17 protein-coding genes and 1 tRNA gene are annotated in these 16,329 nt (G+C 42.9%); 12 read left to right on the top strand and 6 right to left on the bottom strand.

Annotated elements, in window-relative coordinates; all coding sequences use genetic code 11:
• Nucleotides 1-20 precede the first annotated feature (20 nt).
• Nucleotides 21-608, bottom strand: a complete 588-nt coding sequence (locus RSJ42_RS17330; RefSeq protein ID WP_410508474.1) for a TOBE domain-containing protein — start codon at nt 606-608, stop codon at nt 21-23.
• A 70-nt stretch (nt 609-678) separates the two neighbouring features.
• On the opposite strand from RSJ42_RS17330, the gene RSJ42_RS17325 reads away from it, so the two are divergent.
• Both RSJ42_RS17325 and RSJ42_RS17320 read left to right on the top strand, forming a co-directional pair.
• Nucleotides 679-948, top strand: a complete 270-nt coding sequence (locus RSJ42_RS17325; protein ID WP_410508473.1) for a hypothetical protein — start codon at nt 679-681, stop codon at nt 946-948.
• 458 nt (nt 949-1,406) lie between these two features.
• On the top strand, nt 1,407-3,326 hold the full coding sequence (locus RSJ42_RS17320) for a sodium:solute symporter family protein (protein WP_410508472.1): 1,920 nt from the start codon (nt 1,407-1,409) through the stop codon (nt 3,324-3,326).
• Nucleotides 3,327-3,400: 74 nt separating this feature from the next.
• Here RSJ42_RS17320 and RSJ42_RS17315 read toward each other — a convergent pair whose 3' ends face one another.
• Nucleotides 3,401-4,210, bottom strand: coding sequence for a sugar phosphate isomerase/epimerase family protein (locus tag RSJ42_RS17315; protein ID WP_410508471.1), 810 nt, complete (start codon nt 4,208-4,210; stop codon nt 3,401-3,403).
• A 791-nt stretch (nt 4,211-5,001) separates the two neighbouring features.
• On the opposite strand from RSJ42_RS17315, the gene mtrE reads away from it, so the two are divergent.
• The 9 genes from mtrE (at nt 5,002) to RSJ42_RS17270 (ending at nt 12,107) form a co-directional block, all read left to right on the top strand.
• Nucleotides 5,002-5,916, top strand: a complete 915-nt coding sequence (mtrE, locus tag RSJ42_RS17310) for a tetrahydromethanopterin S-methyltransferase subunit E (protein ID WP_410508470.1) — start codon at nt 5,002-5,004, stop codon at nt 5,914-5,916.
• Nucleotides 5,913-6,665, top strand: a complete 753-nt coding sequence (gene mtrD / locus RSJ42_RS17305) for a tetrahydromethanopterin S-methyltransferase subunit D (RefSeq protein WP_410508469.1) — start codon at nt 5,913-5,915, stop codon at nt 6,663-6,665. The genes mtrE and mtrD overlap by 4 nt, the downstream gene beginning before the upstream one ends.
• A gap of 1 nt (nt 6,666) precedes the next feature.
• The gene (gene mtrC, locus RSJ42_RS17300) at nt 6,667-7,470 is read left to right on the top strand and encodes a tetrahydromethanopterin S-methyltransferase subunit MtrC (protein WP_410508468.1); all 804 of its coding nucleotides are present in this window, start codon (nt 6,667-6,669) and stop codon (nt 7,468-7,470) included.
• Entirely contained in the window at nt 7,467-7,793 is a 327-nt protein-coding gene (locus tag RSJ42_RS17295; RefSeq protein ID WP_410508467.1) for a tetrahydromethanopterin S-methyltransferase subunit B, read from the top strand. Before mtrC ends, RSJ42_RS17295 begins: the two co-directional genes overlap by 4 nt.
• A 1-nt stretch (nt 7,794) precedes the next feature.
• On the top strand, nt 7,795-8,517 hold the full coding sequence (mtrA, locus tag RSJ42_RS17290) for a tetrahydromethanopterin S-methyltransferase subunit A (protein WP_410508466.1): 723 nt from the start codon (nt 7,795-7,797) through the stop codon (nt 8,515-8,517).
• Entirely contained in the window at nt 8,517-8,741 is a 225-nt protein-coding gene (locus RSJ42_RS17285; RefSeq protein ID WP_410508465.1) for a tetrahydromethanopterin S-methyltransferase subunit F, read from the top strand. Before mtrA ends, RSJ42_RS17285 begins: the two co-directional genes overlap by 1 nt.
• Before the next feature lie 18 nt (nt 8,742-8,759).
• Complete coding sequence (gene mtrG, locus RSJ42_RS17280) at nt 8,760-8,978, top strand: tetrahydromethanopterin S-methyltransferase subunit MtrG (protein WP_410508464.1); 219 nt, start codon at nt 8,760-8,762, stop codon at nt 8,976-8,978.
• 13 nt (nt 8,979-8,991) lie between these two features.
• The gene (gene mtrH, locus RSJ42_RS17275) at nt 8,992-9,942 is read left to right on the top strand and encodes a tetrahydromethanopterin S-methyltransferase subunit H (RefSeq protein ID WP_410508463.1); all 951 of its coding nucleotides are present in this window, start codon (nt 8,992-8,994) and stop codon (nt 9,940-9,942) included.
• A gap of 1,034 nt (nt 9,943-10,976) precedes the next feature.
• Nucleotides 10,977-12,107, top strand: coding sequence for a hypothetical protein (locus tag RSJ42_RS17270; RefSeq protein WP_410508462.1), 1,131 nt, complete (start codon nt 10,977-10,979; stop codon nt 12,105-12,107).
• Nucleotides 12,108-12,316: 209 nt separating this feature from the next.
• Here the strand turns inward: RSJ42_RS17270 and RSJ42_RS17265 are convergent, their stop codons facing one another.
• The 4 genes from RSJ42_RS17265 to RSJ42_RS17250 all read right to left on the bottom strand — a co-directional run bounded on the left by RSJ42_RS17265 (nt 12,317) and on the right by RSJ42_RS17250 (nt 16,071).
• Complete coding sequence (locus tag RSJ42_RS17265) at nt 12,317-13,819, bottom strand: RtcB family protein (RefSeq protein WP_410508461.1); 1,503 nt, start codon at nt 13,817-13,819, stop codon at nt 12,317-12,319.
• A gap of 285 nt (nt 13,820-14,104) precedes the next feature.
• Nucleotides 14,105-14,545, bottom strand: a complete 441-nt coding sequence (locus tag RSJ42_RS17260) for an archease (protein WP_410508460.1) — start codon at nt 14,543-14,545, stop codon at nt 14,105-14,107.
• A gap of 132 nt (nt 14,546-14,677) precedes the next feature.
• Entirely contained in the window at nt 14,678-15,289 is a 612-nt protein-coding gene (locus RSJ42_RS17255; protein ID WP_410508459.1) for a CDP-alcohol phosphatidyltransferase family protein, read from the bottom strand.
• Nucleotides 15,290-15,510: 221 nt separating this feature from the next.
• Nucleotides 15,511-16,071 carry an aldolase gene (locus RSJ42_RS17250; protein WP_410508458.1) on the bottom strand — a complete coding sequence of 187 codons (561 nt, stop codon included), beginning with the start codon at nt 16,069-16,071 and terminating at the stop codon, nt 15,511-15,513.
• Between the two features lie 182 nt (nt 16,072-16,253).
• Here RSJ42_RS17250 and RSJ42_RS17245 point away from each other — a divergent pair.
• Nucleotides 16,254-16,327, top strand: a tRNA-Thr gene (locus tag RSJ42_RS17245).
• Nucleotides 16,328-16,329 lie beyond the last annotated feature (2 nt).

Here is a 16,329-nt window from a genome sequence, read left to right as displayed (position 1 = left end):
ACACTGAACCTAAAATAGTATCAGTCTGCGAGATCAGACTTTTTTGAACCTGGATTTGAAGACTCTTTTTCACCGACATCTTTTGCAACCATTACTTCAGTGGATTTTATAACTGCATAAACCCGGTCTCCGGGCTTTATATCCAGCTTTTCGACTGCTTCTTCCGTAACTACCGATGTCAAAATTGAAGGTTCAATTTCGATTGTAAGCTTCGAGACGAGCCCGCTCTTCTCTACTTCAATCACCTTTCCTGGAAGCCTGTTTCTTGCAGAAAGCTTAAAACTTACGTTTTCCCAGGAGGTCTCGTCTCCTAAGGCTTCATTGATCAGTTTTTTGTTAGTCTCGTATTCAACCAGCAGTTTTCTTCCGAGGTCAGTCAGGAAAGTGCCCTGTTCCTTTCCTCCACGTACAGTAATCACTGCAGGCTCGCCAAGAGCTTCATTCATCTTCTTAAGCATCATCCAGGCATGCTTGTAAGAGATTCCGAGTTTCTGGCAGGCTTTTCGAAGGGAGCGTTCTTCGTCAATTGTTTTTAATAACTCAGCTCTACCAGCGCCCATTACCGTTTTTCCATCTTCGGTAAACCAGAGCTTTGTTTTAGCTTTCACAGACCTTCACCTTTTCAGCGGAATATACGAAACTTACCCTGGACCGGGCATAAGCCGGATACCCGGAGGAATGCCATTTCTTCTGCGGACCGTAGTTAGAAAACTATTGAATGTAGGTTATAAAACCATTCGAGTGATTCCGCAATCAACCTTTTCCGCACAGGAGTTTCAGATGTTTGGTTTCCGTAACCCGCCTTACAGGGAGTTTCTGATGCTGGATTGTGTGGAAGTTTTACTTAAAACTATGTTTTCAGGCTCCAGGAAGGCAAATACTATATCTCCTTCCCTTTCTTATCGGAAACATCAACCGCTGATGTTCCCACCCTATGCTTACAATTAAACCCGAAACCGGAAAGTAACGGTCTATGGATCAAAATAAGAATCCAAAATAGGAATCCAAAATAGGAATCCAAAATAAGATTCAAAATAAGAATCCAAAATAGGAATCCAAAATAAGATTCAAAATAAGAATCTAAAATAGGATTAAAAGAAGAATCCAAAATAAGAATTCAAAATAAGATTCAAAATAAGAATTCAAAATAGGAATCCAAAATAAGAATTCAGAAATTAAAAATGAGTTAAACACAAGTTTACTTGAATTTATTTACAAAAAGGGGCTCGTAAAGCATTGCAGGAATAAATAAATAGTAGAATCGAAGTAAAATTTACTTATTCACATTTAATAGAATGAGAATATATAAAAACAAAGTACTCCAGAATAATTGTGATATTTCAGAAAATTTCTATAAAATGGATAGTATGGATTATACATTAGTTAATCTTTTTAAAGGTGCCCTCATGGATGGTTATAATATCTTCTTAGTATTGCTTGCGGTCTACATAGCCGGACTTGTGGCTGTTGGCTGGTATTTTAATAGTAGACAAAAGTCAGTTACAGACTTCTGGCTTGCCGGCCGGAGAATAGGACCTGGAGCCCTGGGATTTTCAGCCGCAGCGTCCTGGTTAACGGCAGGTGGAATTCTTGCAGTTGTAGGGTATTTTATGCTTCAGGGAATGGGATCTATATGGGCTTTTGTAGCTCCAAATATTATTGCCCTACTTGTTATTGCAGTACTTGTGGGAAAAATCAAACATCTGCCTGCAATTACCCAGCCTGAACTTCTGGAACAGCGTTATGGTAGTGCAGTTAGATGGCCGATTGCCTTAATTATTACTGTAGTTATGATTCTTTTTGCCGTAGCAGATGTTACTGGACTTTCCCTGGTGCTTCAGGTCTTTTACGGGCTTGATCCCTTTTATGCTGCAGCTATTGTTGCAATTGCAGTATCCATTTACGTAACCCTTGGCGGCCTTTCAGCAGTAGTCTGGACAGATGTCATCCAATTCACGTTCCTCTCTCTTTTCACAATAGCAATGGCTTTTGCTGCAGTAGGGACAGTGGCAGATGGAGATCTTAACACTCCTGCTATAAGCAGCTCTGAACTCTTCGGGAGCCTGCCCGATGTATGGTGGAACCCCTTATCAATAGGCCTTCCCATGGTTCTGATCTTCTGCCTTGCCATTATTCCGGGATGGATTACAGAACAGGACCCCTGGCAGAAGGTATGGGCTGCGAGAGATGCGAAATCCGCCCGTACAGGGATGGTCATAGGGTCTCTTATGATCACCATAGTTTTCTCAGCATGTGCTATAATTGCAATAGCTCTAAGTTCCATATACCCGGAGATCCCGGTAATGGGCTTTCCTGCAGGCATGGCACAGGCAGAGCCTGCGCTTCTTGCTTTTATCAGTGAGCGTTTTGCTTCTGCTCCCCTGATTGTAGCTCTAAGTGCAATAGGGCTTGCAGCAGCTTCCATGTCTTGTGCTGACACCTTTGCAACGTCTGGAGCTTCCTGCATTTCAAGGGACATTTACCAGAGATACATAAAGCCTGATGCTACAATGAAGGAGATGCTCGTTGTAAACAGGATCAGTGTGCTCATTATCGTACTCGCTGCAACTGCTGGCTCATTCGTGATTCCCAATATTATAGATGCAATCCATATTGCTACCTTTATTGCAAGCGCTTCTTACTTTTTCCCTCTCATGGGGGGGCTTTACTGGAAAAGAGCGACAAAAGAAGGAGCTTTTGCAGGGATGGTGATCGGATTTATTGTCCAGGTAGCCCTTGTAGTTCTGGACCTTGTAAAAACCTCTCCCCTTGCTCCCAGCTATCTTGAGACCATACATCCCGCTCTTATGAGCCACGGTGTTATTGTAGGAATGGGCCTGAGTGCAATTGCATTCTTTGGGGTTTCCATGATGACAAAGCCCTCAAGCAGGGTTAATCTTGCACCATTCTTCGAGGAAGAAGCAGAAGAGCTTACCCGCTATGAGATAAGCGAGATCAATGAGGCAGACCCTTCGTACAGTGTATTTCTTAAAAACATTAATGAGAAAGTCGCAGGGGAGCGCACCCACCTTCAGCTTAATCTCAGGACTTCAGGAACTCTCAACTGGCACGAACTTGTAGAAAAGCTGAAAAGCAGTTCTCCTGCATGGGTAACTCCTACAGGGCTTGACTCCATATACAGGCTGACCCATGGAGACATGCTCGCCTGCGTAGCTGTTACAAGAGGAAGCGGAGAACAGGACATCTGGCTCAAAGCCGAACCCAAAATCGAAACCGTGGGAAGGCAGAGAAAAGAGCTTTTTACAGCCTATGAAGAGCTAAAGAAAGTGCTTGGCCAGAAAGGATTAAAAGTTGACTTTTACTAACCTAAATTTGAATACATAAGGCAGGAATTCTTTAGAGAACCCTGCCTTAATTTCTTTTTTTGGAACTTAAAATTTCAGGAATACAGAGCTTTTTCAACGACTTCTTTTCCGAGACGGACATCTTCCAGAGAGAAGACTTCCAGGTTGTAGACACCCCTGTAGTCTGAAAGCACCTTGAGGGCGGAAAAATCAACACATCCTTTTCCTGGTGCCATATGCTCGTCTCCATCGTATTTTTCTGTCCACTTCCCACTGTTATCATGCAAATGAATGTGAATGACATCTTTTTTCAGAATCCGAACAAAGTTTTTGAGTTTTTCAGGGTTGCCTCCGCAGGTCAAGTTTGCATGGCCAATATCAAGAGTTGCTTTAAGATAGTCCGAATTAACAATTTCGATGGTTCGGGAAAGTTCTTCTGCTTTACAGCAGAAATTAGAGGAGTCCGTTCCTTCTTTATTCTCAAGCCCAAGTGTTACTCCGTAATTCTCAGCCAGAGTAGCCAGTGATCCGAGGTTACTGACCATTGAATCAAAGGATTTTTCTCTATCGAGCCCGATCCTCCCAGGGTGGATAACAACTACATGTGATTCTATCCTGCTTGCAATTTCCATGGACTCTTCAAGAAGAGTAAACTCTCTTTTTCCCATATTCGCAGTATCTACCTGCAGGGATGCAGGATATCTGGGATCTGCTGCAGAATATGGAGCATGCACAGTACCCGCGAAATTATGTGTTGATATTTCGTCAAGGATACATTCAAGTTTTTCCTTTTCAAGTGCGAGACTGTTGTAAATTCCGAGTTTAGGGACATACAGTTCTATGGACCCCACGTTTTCCCTCAGCTCCTGAAGGGGGCCAGCAAAAGATGAAGCTCCGAAAATCACGTATTAAGCAAGGATATCAGATATAAAGTTCTTTTGTGATACAAGTTAACAGCTTAAACCGCATACTGTATTAAAAAATAGATAAATATATGATAACTTCCTGGATACCAGAGAGAAAAATATAAAGTTTGAGCTTAACCCGTATCTGAAGACTTTCAGGATAAAAAGAATCATAAAAATAGCCAACATATTTATATATAATAAATTGTTACCGGGCCCTCTTTTTAAAAGAATTCGTAAATAGATCATAGGTAAATATATAGACAAGTTTATAAGAATATATTTTTGTTGGAAGAAAAAACAATAAAAAAATAATTTGGACATCTGTAATGGCAGAAATATCCTTTTTGTCCTTTAAAAACGAGAGAATTAGATAAGCTTTTGAATTATATAAAATTTAGAAATATAAAAACCACATCAGCATAAATTATTATTATAAAAATAGTTAATATATTTTTAAAAATAAATAAAAAAATTCATTAGTTATAATCGGAATCTTTATATGATATTGGGAGAAGTAAAATTCGTTCTTTTGTATATATATAGGATTTTGTATATTTTAACTGCCTCAGTAAGTCATATAAAATTGATTGTATATAATATAAACCTATAATAATATTTTAAAAGCGTTCCTATTTCGAAAGGTTTATGAATGATCCTCTCTAATCCAAAAATTAACGTGCGTCATAATCATATTTCTTTGCAATGATATGGCAGACGCTTTTAAAAAAATGTACAGCGTTTTTTGGAATCCAGTTTATTACATGTAATAATATAAAGGAGGAAAATGAATGGAACCACTCATAGGCATGGGAGTGCTTGCACTTATCGGAGTGGCTGCGACCATTGCAGGTGCTTCAGAGGACCTGGAATCTGATATAGGCTCGCAGAGTAACCCGAACTCTCAGGTGCAGTTAGCTCCCCAAATGATGTTTCCCCACAGAATATTTAACAAAGCGATATCTGGAGAACCACCATCCAACGCATTAATGTGTTCGATAGGTGCAGCCGTTGCAACAGTATTAATAAGTGAATTTACAGTATCCCCACTTTTTGCACTGGTATTCGGTTCCGTTATTGCGGCATGCGTACATGGAACTTTTGCAGTAACTGCCACAATGGGCAGATGTGCCAGCCAGAGTCGGTTCAAGCAGCCGATTTATCTGGATATGATAAGGGCTCACACCCCAGCAATTATGGGATATGCGTTCATAACAACCTTCTGTACGCTAATAGTATCATATTTGATGACCGTCGTACTCGGACACCCCTTCCCGCTAACTATGCTGGCTTTTATCTGGGGTATCACAATAGGTGCAATCGGATCGTCTACAGGCGACGTTCACTACGGTGCAGAGCGTGAATTCCAGCAGTTTGAATTTGGTTCAGGGCTGAATGCCTCAAACTCAGGAAATATTGTCAGATATGCCGAGTCAGGTCTCAGGAATGGATTCGACAACTCCTGGTTCTGTGCTAAGTTCGGAGGACCTGTTACAGGGATTGCTTTTGGTATGACCGTATTCCTTGGAAGCTGGATAACAACTATTTTTGACCCTTCACAGGGCCTGACCATGGGATGGCTTTCTGTTGTTGCAGGTGTTATAATTGTTCTTATATTAATTATCTGGAACTGGAAGATAGAAGTAAAAGCCCGCAGTGATTTCGGACCTTACAAAGAAGACAAGTCTGAGGAGGCTTCTGCATGATTGATGCTATGATGGCAAATATTCTCTGGATGGTCTTCATTATAATCGGCGGTGTTCTGATTTCCTGGAGTGTCCACTTCGTGCCTGTAGGTGGTGCACCCGCAGCTATGGCTCAGGCGACAGGTATCGGCACCGGTACTGTGCAGCTGGCAGCAGGGGCAGGCCTGACAGGGCTTGTGAGTGCAGGCTTCATGATGAATGTAACAGATAACCTACCCCTGATTCTTGCCTCAGGTGCAGTTGGAGCAATGATCATGATCGCTGTGACCATGATTGTCGGTACCTGGGTCTATGTTTACGGTGTGGGTGTTGTGCCTTCTTCTGCAAAAGTAAAGACTGACCCCATTACAAAGTACAGGCAGGATCTATATGTATCCCAGGGTACTGAAGGACATGGGCTTCCAACAGTCAGTTTTGTGAGCGGAGTTATAGGCGGCGGTCTTGGTGGATTAGGAGGATCCCTTGTTTATTACTCACTCATTGAAGTCGGTATGAGCGTAGGCCTGCAGGGGTCTGGAGTTACCAATTCGGTCACAGGAAATACGCTTGTAGCAGTTGCAGCAATATTTGCAATAGGCATTTTCTTTGTGAATGCTGTCATTCCTTCCTATAATATAGGGGGTACAATTGAAGGGTTCCACGACCCGAAATTCAAAAAATGGCCGAAAGCGGTAATTTCCTCCTTCGTAGCAACAATACTGTGTGCTATCGTGGCAGTAATTGCAATAGCATCGCTCGGAGGTATCTAAAATGTCTGTAGGTGGATCAGGAGGAGAAGCTAAAGGTGGGTATCCTCCACAAACAATAATGGCTTTAGGTATAGTCGGCGGGCTTGCCGGAATTTACCTGGGTCACTTTGCACCTCCGGCGTATTCTTTCTTCGGAGGAATAGGGGCAATATGTGCAACAGTCTGGGGTGCTGATGCAGTCAGGCGTGTTGCAAGCTATGGACTTGGTACTGGTGTCCCATCAATTGGTATGCTCGCCCTTGGTATGGGTATTCTGGCAGCCCTTTTCGGACTTTCAGTAGGAGGTATTGCAGGACCCATAGTAGCCATAGTTGTAGCAGCAATTATAGGCGGCGTTATTGGTGCCCTTGCAAACAAAGTAATCGGAATGGGTATCCCCATAATGGAACAGGCAATGGTAGAGATTTCATGTGCAGGTACCCTTGTAATTCTTGGACTGAGTGTAGTTATTGCCGGGTCATTTGATTTTGCTTCAGTTATCAATTACGTGGTCGCAAACGGATACATTGCACTGATCTTTATAATAGGCGGTATAGGCATCCTTCACCCCTTCAACGCTTGCCTGGGACCTGATGAGAAACAGGACAGAACTCTGATTCTTGCTGTTGAAAAGGGAGCCATCGCATTAATAATTACAGGCTTTGCATCGTCACTCCACGAAGGGCTGATGACGGCTGGCATAAATATGCTCGTAGGAATTGTCATCTGGTATGTTGCTTTCAACAAGTACTATGCGTTTATTAAGAGAGATGCATATGCAGTGGTTGGAAGCGGTTTGCTGCCAAGTGCGGAGGAATTGCAATGAGCATGATTCGCATAGCTCCCGAGTTAAATTTAGTCCTTGACCCGGAAACGGCAACTGTGGCAGTAGAAAGGAAAGACTCAATTCAGTACTCCATGGAGACTGTCTTTGAGAGAGTTGACAAACTGGATGCAATCGCAGAAGATCTGGTAAATTCCCTTTCGCCCAGCAAACCGCTCCTGAATACATGGCCAGGACGTGAGAATACCTCCTATATGGCAGGAGTTTACTCGAATTCCTTCTATGGAGTTGTTGTAGGCCTTGCCTTCAGCGGGTTACTTGCCCTCGTTATATACATAATGAGACTGATGGAGGGGGGGATATAAAATGGTAAATAAGAGAGAACCAGCCCCAGGATGGCCTATCCTGAAAGGAGAATATGAAGTAGGCGATGTTAAGAACTGTGTACTGGTAATTACCTGCGGTTCACACCTCCCGGGAAAGCCAGTCCTTGATGCAGGCGCAGCCTGTACCGGGTCCTGTAAAACTGAAAACCTCGGTATTGAAAAGGTCGTTGCCCACATTATCTCAAACCCGAACATCAGATACCTGCTTGTAACCGGCTCTGAGGTTAAAGGGCACATTACCGGGCAGTCGATGATGAGCCTCCATGCAAACGGTGTAAAAGATAACAGGATTGCCGGGGCATTAGGTGCAATTCCTTATGTGGAAAACCTGAATGCAGCCGCAATTGCCCGTTTCCAGGAACAGGTTCAGGTCGTCAATCTGCTCGATACAGAAGATATGGGCGCTATCACTTCCAAAGTGAGAGAGCTCGCTTCAAAAGACCCCGGTGCCTTTGATGCAGACCCGCTGGTTGTAGAAATCAGTGAAGAGGGTGGAGAAGAAGAGGAGGGCGGTGTTGTCAGGCCGGTTTCCGGAGAAATTGCAGTTCTCCGCAGCAGGTTGAAGGCAATTGAAGCCCGCATGATGGACATAGGAAACTTGAACAAGTTCCACTCAGGAATTCACGCAGGAAAAGTTGAAGGCGCCATGATAGGGTTGACAATAACCATATCCCTTCTTGGAATGTTACTGCTAGGGAGGTAATGAGAATGGCAGAAGAATATGATAAAGGCGTCCCAATGGTTCTTGCCCCTCAGATGGGTGCAATTGATGCAACTGTTGAGAGCATCCGATATAGAGCACAGTTGATCGCGAGAAACCAGAAGCTTGACTCCGGGGTCGCGGCCACCGGAGTAATCGGCTTTGCAGCAGGTTTCCTCTTTTCGCTGCTGATGGTCATTGTACTCCCATTAGCTGTCGGCCTATGAGCTTGAGAGGTGAATAATATGGACGGAAAAGCACCAGCAGCGTTTGTAGAGCCAGGCGAGTTTAACGAAGTAATGAAAAGGCTCGATCAGATCGATGAAAAGATAGAATTTGTCAACAGTGAAGTTGCACAGAGAATCGGAAAGAAGGTAGGAAGAGATATCGGAATATTATACGGCGGAGTAATCGGCCTGCTGCTCTTCCTGATCTATGTCTCGGTATCATCAATGTTCATGTAAGTGAGGGATCAAAATGTTCAAGTTTGACAAGAAACAGGAAGTTTTTGAAATCGGAGGAGTTAAGTTCGGCGGACAGCCGGGTGAGTACCCAACCGTGTTAGTCAGTACTATGTTCTATGCAAGGCACAAGATTGTGACCGATGAAGACAAGGGTATCTTTGACAGGGCAGCTGCAGAAACCCTCTGGAACACACAGGTCTCACTGAGCGATGTGACAGGGCTTCCCTATGTAAACCAGATTGTAGGAGAAACCCCCGAAGCAATTAAGCGCTACATTGACTGGTTTGTTGGAATCGACAACAGAACCCCCTTCCTGATCGACTCTTCAGCAGGAGAGGTGCGTGCAGCCGCAGCCCAGTACTGTACCGAAATCGGTGTTGCAGACAGGGCAATCCACAACTCTATCAACGCAAGTATCGAACAGTCTGAAATCGAGATCCTTACGGAAAGCGATGTATCAGCGGCAATCGTTCTTGCCTTCAACGCAACCGACCCAACTGTAAAAGGAAAGATGGATATCCTCCAAGTCGGTGGTTCAGGACAGACCAAAGGTATGCTCCAGGTCGCTAAGGAATGCGGAATAAAGTACCCCATTATCGACGTTGCAGCCATGCCTCTCGGCGCAGGCTCAGGCGCAACAATCCGCACAATTCCAACAATCAAAGGAACACTTGGCCTGCCTGTAGGTGGTGGATATCACAACATGGCTTCTGCATGGGACTGGCTCCGCAAATTCAAGAAGACCCAGCCTGACCCCAAGGCGATCTACATGCCTGCAGACATTGGTACCAACCTGGTAGCCCAGATTGCAGGTTCGGACTACCTGCTCTACGGTCCGATCGAGAACGTCAACCAGATTTTCCCGGCAGTTGCAATGGTCGACATTATGCTCGGTGAAACTGCAAAAGAACTTGGTGTCGAGATCGCAGACCTGGCAAACCACCCTGTTACCAAACTGACATAAACTCAACTTTTAGGACTGAGAGGTCCGGAACAAAGAGAAATTTCTCTTTGTTTTTTCTTTTTTGCACTTTAAATTCCGAATTTACTTAAACTGTTTTTATTGATTCAGAAATAAGTCAGAAATAGTTGTGAATCTGTAACATTATCAAGCTTTTTTTGTGATTTTGTAATTGTAAAAAAATAAACGAAGCTCGAAGATCACAGGACGAAACATTACGAAAAGAATTGAATGAAACGATACTTTCTTCAGATTGATGACTGGAAGGAAAGTACCCGGCAGACGAGGAAGTATTAATGAGCCTGCCAGGTACGATGAATCCACTCCCAACTCGCTCAATGGGGAAATAATTCTGCTCGGGATCAGATGAGGATATTGTAGTAAGAATCTGAACGAGCATTGCATACCCCCCACTCGGTCAGGAGCTACATATATCCATTTCCAGCCCATCATTTGTCAAGGGTTAACCGCGTCTTTTATATTAAAGCAATAAAGACAGACAAACTGGTGAGCAGACATTATTGATCTGATACTTAGAGCATTTGAACCCCATTAACTGTTCTAATTTATTTAATTACATGCTGTACACTGTCTTACATATATAAATAAAGAATTGTGAACCGATATTATCTGTTTTAGATAATTTGCCATTCCTTAACTCCAGTACCTAAAAGGAGAGTTTTACCTGATGCAAACAATAAAAATAGAAGAAACAATCGCAGAGAGAGGGAAATTTAATAGAATTTAAAACATTGAATATTATATAATGATGTGAATTAATGGAGTTATAGAAGGAATATTATAAATCAACAAAAATTCTCAAGGAATGGCACTAAACAGAAAGATTTAATATTCGGTAGCACTTACCAATATATAAACTACTGAAGAAAAATTTCAGACATTAAATCAGGGATTAGATATGGAAAAACAACTTTTCTAAATCTTATGTAAAAGGGATGAATATCTACTAAATCAGGGGTATATACTGTGGATCGGAGCATAAAATGCCATAAAACCAGAAAACCTTGGGTGAAGATATGCTGATCAGAAAAAACATATCCCTTGATGATAAATACCTGAAAAAATTACAGCCTTTTCTGGATGCTAACGATGGAAATCTTAGCGCTGCAGTAAGGGATACAATTGAAATTGCAGACACTGCACTTGCACACCACAAAAGCATCGATGAGGCAATCAGGTTTTTAAAAGAAACGCCCGCAAAAGAAGAGCTGAGTGATACGATTAAAAGCGGGGAAAATGTAATCATAAATAAAACGATGCTCGAATGGCTGTTCAGGTATACAAAAGGAAGGCTCACGGATGAAGAACTGGTTAATGAGCTCATCAACCCTTTTGAGATTAAAAATATGAAAGAGCTTGAAGACTACCTGAACCGTATTTTCAGAAATAACCAGTGGACAATCAGAACTTCAATTAAATGTGAGGATATAGAAGATCCTGAGTCTGCCCTTATACTCTTCTCCAATTCCACCATAAACAGCAGGGAGTTTTTTGCCCAGCTTATAGCCCATTTTCTGGCAAAATGGAAACAGCTGGATGTTGAACACATTTTCAGGAGGGCAAATTCAACCCAGATTTCATTTAAAAAGAACCCTTCAGTTTCTCTTAACGAAACCATGCCAGGCGTTCGAAAGCATTTTGGTTATCTTGATATTATATGCAAAGAACTTGATGACAATACAGAGTTCTGGACGCAGCTGATGTATACATATAACGTTGAGAGATACAATCTCGTGACCCTGCACAGGAATCAATTCGAAACTTTTGCGGCTGGAGATATCCCTAACCCGACAAAGATTCTGGAACGCCTGTGCAAACAATCAGTAAATGAGATGCCTCTCCCAGATTTACTTATATATTTCAGAAAGATGTACCTGGCAACACAGCTGGTAAAGAATATAGAGATTTGCCTTGAACCCGGGAAAGAGTCAGCAACTATTTTCCATGATTTCAAAAACGAAAAAGTTATCCGCAGCCTTGTGGAATATTTTTCAAACATATTCAGGGAAAGTGGTACGCCTTTTATGACCTCTTCGTATTCGAGTATGATCGTATTCAGGTTCTATGAAGACAATGAATCTGAGTGCGATTCTGGCTCATATAGAGCAACAGAATTTGTAGAGCCGGATATTATATCTAAAGAATGAAACATTCTCAAGAATTTGTTAGAAAGGTTAGAAAGCCTGGCCGTTCAAGTTTCTGCCAGTTCAAACCTCTACCAGCTCAAATAACTGCCCGATCAAGCCAATCCAGAAAAAAATAAAGAAAAAAAAGTTAAATTTTCTTTAGTTTAAAGGTTAAATTTTCTTTAGTTTAAAGGTTAAATTTTCTTCAGTTAAAGGTTAAATTCTCTTGTTTAACCTTTTGCAACTCCAAGCGGAATTACTCTTGCAATTTTACGGGCGATGCCGAGCTCATGCACGACATTTACTACCTCACTGCTTGACTTATACACTCCGGGAGCCTCTTCGGCAATTACGGAAGGATGAGTTGCCCTTACAGTGATTCCATGAGCTTCAAGGTTCTCTTTTACACTCTGTCCATGGAATTCCTTCTTTGCGTGCGCCCTGCTCATAACTCTTCCGGCCCCGTGACAGGCGCTACCGAAAGAAACATCCATGGAGTCTTTTGCACCGCATAGTATGAATGAAGGAGTTCCCATGCTTCCGGGAATTAAAACAGGCTGCCCTACGTCCCTGTACGCGAGAGGAACTTCCGGATGCCCTGATGGAAATGCCCTTGTTGCCCCTTTCCTGTGGACGTAAACCTCTTTTTTCCTGCCGTCAATACTGTGTTCTTCCAGTTTTGCCACATTGTGGGCGACATCATAAAGGAGGCTCATCCCCATGTCATCGGCATCCCTACCAAAGATTTTTTCAAAAGATTCCCTTGTCCAGTGAGTAATCATCTGCCTGTTAGCCCATGCATAATTTGCAGCACAGAGCATGGCTTTGAAATAGTTCTGTGCTTCCTTTGACTGAGCCGGAGCGCAGGCAAGCTGTTTGTCCGGAATTTCAATCGCATATTTCTTCACAGCCTGAGAGAGCTCTTTCAGATGGTCCGTACATATCTGATGCCCTGCTCCTCTTGATCCGCAGTGGACCATAACTGTAACCTGGCCTTCTTCAAGCCCGAAGGTCGAAGCCACTTCCCTGTCATAGATCTCGTCTATATACTGGACTTCAAGGAAGTGATTGCCGCTTCCGAGGGTCCCTAACTGGGGTTTTCCCCTGTTCCGTGCTTTTGTACTTACCTGGGACGGATCTGCCCCTTCCAGAAAGCCATTTCCTTCACAGTGTTCCACATCTGCTTCTACACCATATCCGGCATCTACTGCCCATTTTGCGCCTTCGAGAAACGCACTGTCCAGCTCTTTGTCAGAAGCCTTGAACCTGCTTTTTGAACCGACACCAGCGGGCACGTTGTGGAACAGTTCGTCAGTCAGCTCCTTTATGTGCGGGATAACATCTTCTTTTTGAAGGCTTGTGCGGATAAGCCTTACACCGCAGTTGATATCAAACCCGACCCCTCCGGGGCTGATAATTCCTTCTTCGACATCAAAAGCTGCAACCCCTCCTATAGCAAATCCATAACCGAGATGGGCATCGGGCATTGCCATGGAATATTTCTGGATGCCCGGAAGCGTTGCTACGTTTGCAATCTGGTCAATCGTACCTGGTTCAATCCCTGCAAGCAACTTCTCAGACACAAATAAGCGCCCTGGGACTCTCATATTGGAAATATGCCCTTTCGGAATTTCCCATTCATTATCGGAAAGCTTATGGACCAGACTTTTGATATCTCTCTGATCGTTTTCAATACCTGATTCCTCAATAGGTTTATCTTCACTCTCTACCATGGTTAATACTCCCTGCTCCTTTAATAGTGCAAATGTAATTTTTTAGATATTATAATTTAGATACTAATATAATTCGGAAATTATTCATTTACTTTATGTTTACCCCAGCTCATTTTGTGTTTCCTTTAGAATCATTAAATTTCCTGAAACAAAATAAAACTCTGTTTAGACCGATAAGAGATAAGACAATGCACTCATGAATAGAAGTAACATATAAAATCCGTAAGGGTTAACAGGATCATCAAAAACTCCTTATCATTAAAATCCTTTAAAAGTCCCTTATCCTTAAATATCAACGACAACCTGGGCTTTCCAGCCCCTGTCAGTTTTCTCAAGCTCCAGCTGATTATATGTAACAGCTTTAATCTCAGTTTCAAAAGGATGGCTTTCAGGATAATACTTTTCACCTGATGCCAGAGCTTTTATTGAGTATTCCCCATCTTCTCCCCTGATTTCTTCTACCCGGAAATTCCAGAAAACAATCTCATCCACTTCAAAGAGATATAAAAGCTCGGAAAGCCAGTCTACAAGCAGGGACTCAAGGTCAGGCGATGTAAGAAGAACTTCTCTTGCCATCTCTCCTGAAACTTTCCCGGTATCAATAATAACATTAAACATAGCGAGAGCTGCATTTTCAAATACCTCTTCCAGGGTATCTCCATAAGCCAGGAATTTTATATCTGCAGTATGTTCCAGATACTCGTACTTTTTTCCTTGAGACGGCATAGTCCAGTATTGGGTTTTGTCTTACTTAACCTATCCGCTTCAGAAACCTCTTTTAAAGCATCCAAAAGGTTTAAAAGGATATTAGCCAGCCTGACCCGGAGAACTGTTAAAATTAAAAAGTGCTTAAGGGCATCATTCAAGCCTGTTCCAAATATAAACAATCCTCTGGAGTGCTGTAATGTGACTGGTCACAGCAATCAGAATAACGGCCCAGCCCAGAATAGTAAAACCTGCTATAGGAGAAAGATAAACCGAGTTAGCGAAAGCAGCAATAATTATCACTACAAGACGGTCAGCCCTGCCCATAATCCCACCGTAATATCTGCCGAGATTCAGTGCCTGTGCCTGAGTTCCGAGGTAGCTTGTTAGGAGAACACCTACGATTGCAGTGACTCCTATCTGCCAGGATACATAACCCGCAAAAAAAATGCTGCAGATAATAAAAATATCCGAATAGCGGTCAATCACATGGTCCAGGAAATCACCTCTCGGTGTTGCTCTGTTTGATTTGCGTGCGATTACCCCATCAAGGGCATCGAAAAGAGAGTTAAACACCACAAGGATGCCTGCTAGCAGGGTGAGCTCCTTATATTCAGGAGAAAGGTAAAAACTGAGCCCGGCAAAAAAGGCGCAGATAAGGGAAACTATGGAAACAGTATCAGGTGAGACCTCATTTTTTACGAAGAAGTCTGCGAGAGGATCAATAACTCTCGTAGCTACAGGTCTCAGGGCATTAAACGTCATGGTACTTGGAATCTTCCTTTTATTTATAGATCGTAATATAAAAGACAGGCTTTAAAGAATGGCGGTTACCCTTCCTATTCGGATAGTATACCGAATAGAATCTACTTATTTATATTATTTCTTTGATTACCTGTCTTTTGATATTTATAGTTAAGTCTGCATTGTTTGAGTATCGGTTTATTCTATAGATAATACTTACTTATTTCATTTTACCGCGTATTTCACTTTCGTCCGGCTGCAAGTTCGTACAGGTACTTTACCCTGCAGGAGTGCTCAAGCTGTGTGGTCACGATGTAAGCCTCTCCAAGGGTTCTGCCGACTGCAAAGGTTCCGTGACTGAATACCACTGCTCCCCTGTGACCTGAAAGTGAATCTGCAAGGTTTTCAGCAAGCTCTCTACTTCCAATTCCACCTCCCACAACCGGGATATCTCCAAGGAAATACTGCCCCTCGCTGTCAACGGGAACAATTACCTCACCTGGACCGGCAATCAGGGATTCCACCACTGCATAAGGGCAGTGGGCGTGAATTATTGCAAGAGCAGGGGCCTTCCTGTAAATCTCCCTGTGCACTACGGTCTCCGAAGATGCAATTATATCCAGGGACGATATGTCCTTAATGTCCACCTCAACAACATTATCGAAGGTGATCTCATCAAGGGCAGTTCCGCTCCGGGTAATAAGCATTCTGTCTCCTGCCCTGACACTTATGTTCCCAAAATTTGACTCCACAAGCCCGTGGTCAACCAGCTTGCGCCCGTATTTCGCCATTTCCTGCCACATTTTAAGCCAGATATGGAGAAAGAGTGCCATAAGGTTTATGCATTGTCAGAACTGTGAAATGTAGAAAAGCAAATAGTGCGCCTTCATCATTAAAAATTTTGCAGAATGCCGGGAAAAGAATCCAGCCATAAACTTTATCTGTGAGTATTGTATTTAGATAAGTCTGCAATCAGCTTCATTGCGCCTCGTTGGCTCAGCCCGGTAGAGCGAGTGACTTGTAATCACTAGGTCGCGTGTTCAAATCACGCACGGGGCTTC

The organism is Methanosarcina hadiensis (genome assembly GCF_046529725.1).
GTDB classification, from domain to species: domain Archaea; phylum Halobacteriota; class Methanosarcinia; order Methanosarcinales; family Methanosarcinaceae; genus Methanosarcina; species Methanosarcina hadiensis.
Note: the sequence above shows the minus strand (reverse complement) of the source record. Positions and strands in the feature narration are given on the sequence as shown.